The sequence below is a fragment of the Tabrizicola sp. genome (assembly GCF_036781545.1).
Classification (GTDB): Bacteria; Pseudomonadota; Alphaproteobacteria; order Rhodobacterales; family Rhodobacteraceae; genus Tabrizicola.
Genome location: NZ_DAIQAT010000215.1, coordinates 1 through 4,469 on the forward strand (window position 1 = coordinate 1; position 4,469 = coordinate 4,469).

7 protein-coding genes are annotated in these 4,469 nt (G+C 66.7%); 1 reads left to right on the forward strand and 6 read right to left on the reverse strand.

The genetic code is table 11. The annotated features are described in order from the left end of the window. From V7Q39_RS19365 to hspQ, 6 genes are all read right to left on the reverse strand, one after another. Nucleotides 1–436, reverse strand: a 436-nt coding sequence (locus tag V7Q39_RS19365; RefSeq protein ID WP_333818249.1) for a homocysteine S-methyltransferase family protein, incomplete at its 3' end; no start/stop codon positions are given. A gap of 142 nt (nucleotides 437–578) precedes the next feature. Continuing rightward, nucleotides 579–1,055: a GAF domain-containing protein gene (locus V7Q39_RS19370; RefSeq protein ID WP_443082552.1), complete on the reverse strand. Its 477-nt coding sequence runs from the start codon at nucleotides 1,053–1,055 to the stop codon at nucleotides 579–581. After that, a complete protein-coding gene (locus tag V7Q39_RS19375) occupies nucleotides 1,045–2,619 on the reverse strand; it encodes a gamma-glutamyltransferase family protein (protein WP_333818250.1) in 1,575 nt (524 codons plus the stop codon). The genes V7Q39_RS19370 and V7Q39_RS19375 overlap by 11 nt, the downstream gene beginning before the upstream one ends. A 288-nt stretch (nucleotides 2,620–2,907) precedes the next feature. After that, complete coding sequence (locus V7Q39_RS19380) at nucleotides 2,908–3,354, reverse strand: ATP-binding protein (RefSeq protein WP_333818251.1); 447 nt, start codon at nucleotides 3,352–3,354, stop codon at nucleotides 2,908–2,910. Beyond that, on the reverse strand, nucleotides 3,338–3,679 hold the full coding sequence (locus tag V7Q39_RS19385; protein ID WP_333818252.1) for an STAS domain-containing protein: 342 nt from the start codon (nucleotides 3,677–3,679) through the stop codon (nucleotides 3,338–3,340). The genes V7Q39_RS19380 and V7Q39_RS19385 overlap by 17 nt, the downstream gene beginning before the upstream one ends. A 75-nt stretch (nucleotides 3,680–3,754) precedes the next feature. Beyond that, nucleotides 3,755–4,081, reverse strand: coding sequence for a heat shock protein HspQ (gene hspQ, locus V7Q39_RS19390; protein ID WP_333818253.1), 327 nt, complete (start codon nucleotides 4,079–4,081; stop codon nucleotides 3,755–3,757). Between the two features lie 201 nt (nucleotides 4,082–4,282). Here hspQ and V7Q39_RS19395 point away from each other — a divergent pair. Next, nucleotides 4,283–4,469, forward strand: a 187-nt coding sequence (locus V7Q39_RS19395) for a transglycosylase SLT domain-containing protein (protein WP_443082553.1), incomplete at its 3' end; no start/stop codon positions are given.

Genomic DNA, 4,469 nt, shown 5'->3' on the forward strand with positions numbered 1-4,469 from the left:
GCGAGGAGATCGTCTCGATCAGGATCAGGTCGACATGCGGGGCGAGGAGGCGGGCTTTCTCGGCATAGAGCGCGGCGGAAACCTCCACCGGCGGGGTCAGGTCGGGGCGGTAGCTTTCGCCCAGGGGACCCATGGAACCGGCGATCCGCCCGTGTCCGGCGCTGGCCCGGGCCTCATGCGCCTCGGCCAGCGCGCGGAGGTGGAGGGCCTGGTAGAGCGCGTCGAGCCCGTGCGGCTGAAGCCTGTCGTGCAGGATGTTGTAGGTGTTGGTGGTGGCAAGGCTGGCCCCGGCGGCGAAGTAATCCTCGTGGATCGCGCGGACCAGGCCGGGGTGGTCGAGCATCACCCGCGTCGCCCAGAGCGGGCCGGGGTCGGACCCCGCGCGGGCGATCAGTTCCTGGCCCATGCCACCGTCGAGGAGGGTGATCGTGGTCATTTTCAGTCCCGTCGTGGTGCCCTTGGCTGGTGGCTGGGGGTTTCACACCCCCCAGTCCGCCGGTTTCTTGAACCGGTGGCGAAACCGGCTTCCTACCCGTGGAGTATTTGGAAAGGAGCAAACACAGTTTTAGTCGAAGTGTTCAGGTCGCGTCGCGGAAGACCTCGGCGAGGAGGGGCGCAAGCCAGGCCTCGTCTTCCCTGGTGAAGGCGGCGGGGGAGTTCGAGTCGAGGTCGAGGACGCCGAGCAGGGCCCCCTTTCCGTTCCAGACCGGGAGAACGAGTTCGGATTTAGTCGAGGAGGAGCAGGCGATGTGGCCGGGGAAGGCCTCGACATCCGGGACGTTCTGGACCTGTCCGGTGCGGGCGGCGGCGCCGCAGACCCCGCGGGAGAAGGGGATGACCAGGCAGCCGTGACCGCCCTGATAGGGGCCGATCTTCAGCAGTTCCGGTGCCACGACGCGGTAGAAGCCGGTCCAGTCGCAGAAGGGATGCGCGTGGTGGATCTCGCAGGCGACGGTGGCCATCAGCGCGACGGTGTCCGTCTCGCCATGGGTGAGGGCGCGGATCGCTTCGGTGATCGCCGGGCGGTCAATGATCTGGGCGGGGTCAGTAGCCAAGGGCGCAGCCGTCCTTTCTGGGGTCAGAGGCACCGACCAGCACCTCGCCATCGATGCGGATCGCCTGTCCGCCGCCAAGGGGGGCGGCGGGAACCACGACCGGGTGGCCCATCGCGGCAAGCTCGGCCCGGACCTGGTCGGAATAGCCGCGCTCAACCTCCATCCCCTCGGGGCTTGAGAAGGAGCGGGGGGCGTCGATGGCTTCCTGCACATCCATGCCGTAGTCGGTGAGGTTGGTGACGAAACGGACATGGCCGCAGGGTTGGTAGGCCCCGCCCATGACGCCGAAGGGCATCAGGACCTTTCCGTTCTGCCGGATCATGCCGGGGATGATCGTGTGCATCGGCCGCTTGGCCCCGGCGGCCTCGTTCGGGTGGCCTTCCTGCAGGGTGAAACCCGCACCGCGGTTCTGGAAGTTGATGCCGAATTTCGAGGAGGCGAGGCCAGATCCGAAGCCCCAGAAGATCGAATAGATCAGCGAGACGGCCATCCGGTCGCGGTCGACCACGGTGATGTAGATCGTGTCGCGGTGCACGGCCTCGGTCAGGGGCGCGGCCGCGGGCATGGCGCGCTTCGGGTCGATCAGGGCGGCAAGCTTGGCGGCAGTCTCGGGCGACAGCATATGCGCCAGCCGCGTGGTGCGGTCCGGGTCGGCGATGAAACGGTTGCGGGCGTCGTAGGCAAGCTTCGTCGCCTCGGCCTCGATATGGGCGCGCTGGCTGCCGAACGGGTCCATCGCCTTCAGGTCGAAATGCTTGAGGATATTGAGCATCAGGATCGCCGTCGCACCCTGGCCGTTCGGCGGGTGCTCGACCAGTTCAACCCCCTGGTAGGGGCCGGAGACCGGGGTGGTATAGTCACAGGCGGTGGCGGAAAGGTCATCGAGTGTATGCGTGCCGCCAAGCGCGCGGAGCGAGGTGATCATGTCCTCGGCCACCTCGCCCTCGTAGAACCCGGCGCGGCCTTCGCGGGCGATGCGGCGCAGGACTTCGGCCTGGCCGGGGGCGCGGAAGATCTGGCCGACGGTCGGGGCCTTGCCGTCGAGGCTGTAGAAGTCGCGTGCGGCGCCTTTCAGGCAGGGCAGGTCGTCCACCCAGTCGAAGGCGACGCGGGGGGCGACGGGGATGCCTTCCTCGGCATAGCGGATCGCAGGGGCGAGGATTTCTGCCAGCGATTTCAACCCGTAGTCGGCATTCAGGCGGCAGAACGCGTCGACGGCGCCGGGCAGCGTGACCGATTCGATGGCCTGGATCGGCATGGCTGTCAGCCCGCGTGCGCGTAGGTCGGCGGCGTTCAGGCCCTTGGGCGAGCGGCCCGAGCCGTTCAGCGCGACCACCTCTTCGGACCCGGCAGGCTTGACGAGGACGAAGCAATCGCCGCCGATCCCGGTCATCTGCGGCTCGGCGATGCCGAGGACCAGGGCACCGGCGATGGCCGCATCCGCCGCGTTGCCGCCGGACTTCAGCACCTCGACCGCCACCTGCGCGGCAATGGGATGCGATGTGGCGCAGAGGCCGTTCCGGGCATAGACCGCTGAACGGCCGGGCAGGTGAAGGTCGCGCATCTTTCCCCCAAGGACAGGCTGACCTGTCGAAGCTAGAGCAAGTGGGCGGCAAAGAGAAGCGGGTCGCGCTTGCGGCTGAACCGGTGACCAGCTTGCCGGAGAGGCTTGCGGGGCGTCCGGCGCGGCCCGGGGAAGACCCCTGGCATCCGGGAGAGGGTGGACAGGGATCCGGACGCCAGGGAGCAGCACTTCTCGCCGCAGCCGAAGCTCACCTTGCGCCGATGGCCATTGCGGTGCGGACCGGTGGCAGGCTTGCGACCTTTCCGGCGAATTTGCCGAAAGCCGGATCTAGGGCAGGAGGAATTGCAATCGGTTGCAGCCGTCCACCCGGGTATAGCTGAGCCCCTGCGTCAGGCTGCGGATCAGGTGCCAGCCGAAGCCGCCCTCGGGCAGGTCTTCCAGCGCCGGGCCCAGGCTGCCGGGCAGGCGGCCCTCGGGCAGGGCGTGGCCGGGCATCGCCCGGCCCTGATCTACGATCACGCAGCGCAGGCCCTGCGGCGTCTGGCCGATGGAGACCGTCACCGGACCCGGCCGGTTGGCATAGGCATGTTCGGCCACGTTGTTCAGCACCTCGGCCAGGACCAGCTCTGCCATGCCGCGCCCGTCTTCGGAGAGCCCGCACAGCGGTGGCAGCGTCAGCATCCGCTGCAAACTGTCGCGGATGGCGACCGGCGTGGCCGTGAAGGCCAGGTGCAGATCATTTGGCCGGCTGTCCGGGTCAGGCGCTGGCGGCATGTGATACGGCCGCTTCGACCGAAGGGTGAATGGTGAAGATGCTGTCCATCCGGGTCAGGCGGAAGACCTTTTCCACCGTCGGCGTCAGCCCCGACAGCTCCAGCATCCGGTCGGGGCCGAGGAGCTTCTTCACCGCGACGATGGCACCGAGCCCCGACGAATCGAGAAACTGCACGCGGGCGAGGTCCAGCACGACACGGGCGGGGCCGTCCTTCGTGAGGTCGCGCATCTTTTCCTTGAACTGGATGGCGCTGGCCGCGTCGATCCGGTCTTCCAGCACCGTCACCGAAATCACCTTGGGCCTGGTCTGTGTTTGCAGCTGCATGGCGCACCCCTTTGCTTGCGTTTCCCGCAGGCTAGGGGCAAAGGGTGAACAACTGGTAAGCGCCCGACTATCAGCTCAGTTGAGATGGAAGGTCATCGGATAGCGGCCATCCTCGAAATCGCCGAAGAGGTCGCCGAGGTCGGGGTGATCGACCGGCTCGCCCGTTTCGTCGGGCACGAGGTTCTGCTCGGAGACATAGGCCACATAGTAGCTTTGGCCGTTTTCCGCGAGCAGGTGGTAGAAGGGCTGGTCCTTCGAGGGACGGCTGTCTTCGGGAATGTTGTCATACCATTCCTCTGTGTTGGAAAACATCGCGTCGACGTCGAAGACGACACCGCGGAACGGATGCTTCCGGTGACGGAGCACCTGCCCGATATGATACTTGGCGTGCGTCGTCTGCATCGAAAGGTCCCCTGCATTTTCTTTACGCTTTCGCAACGAATCTGTCCACTTTGCCGCAGCTCCGTCAGGGAAACAGTCTGTGGGCCCTGTCCCTACAGTCGGCCGCTCGCGGGTTTCTGATGGCGGGGTCAGCCCTTCCCCATTTCCTCCACCCGGCGAATAAGCTAGTCTGGCCGCAAAAGAAAAGTGCACGAGGGGCAGATGAGCAGGTTTCTCCGTGCGTCGCTGGTGGTCCTGTGCCTTGCATCCTGCGGGGGCGGCGGCAACTACTCGGCGCCGAGGCAGATGGAAGATGCATGCGCGATCCTGCGCGAGCGGCCGCAGTACCTGCGGGCGATGGAGCGGACCGAGCGGCGCTGGGGCATTCCGGTGCATGTCCAGATGGCGA

Excerpts from the sequence above, each read along its gene's own strand:
- V7Q39_RS19375 (WP_333818250.1), bottom strand. The coding sequence starts at position 2,619 with ATGCGCGACCTTCACCTGCCCGGCCGTTCAGCGGTCTATGCCCGGAAC.
- V7Q39_RS19380 (WP_333818251.1), bottom strand. The coding sequence starts at position 3,354 with ATGCCGCCAGCGCCTGACCCGGACAGCCGGCCAAATGATCTGCACCTG.
- V7Q39_RS19385 (WP_333818252.1), bottom strand. The coding sequence starts at position 3,679 with ATGCAGCTGCAAACACAGACCAGGCCCAAGGTGATTTCGGTGACGGTG.
- hspQ (WP_333818253.1), bottom strand. The coding sequence starts at position 4,081 with ATGCAGACGACGCACGCCAAGTATCATATCGGGCAGGTGCTCCGTCAC.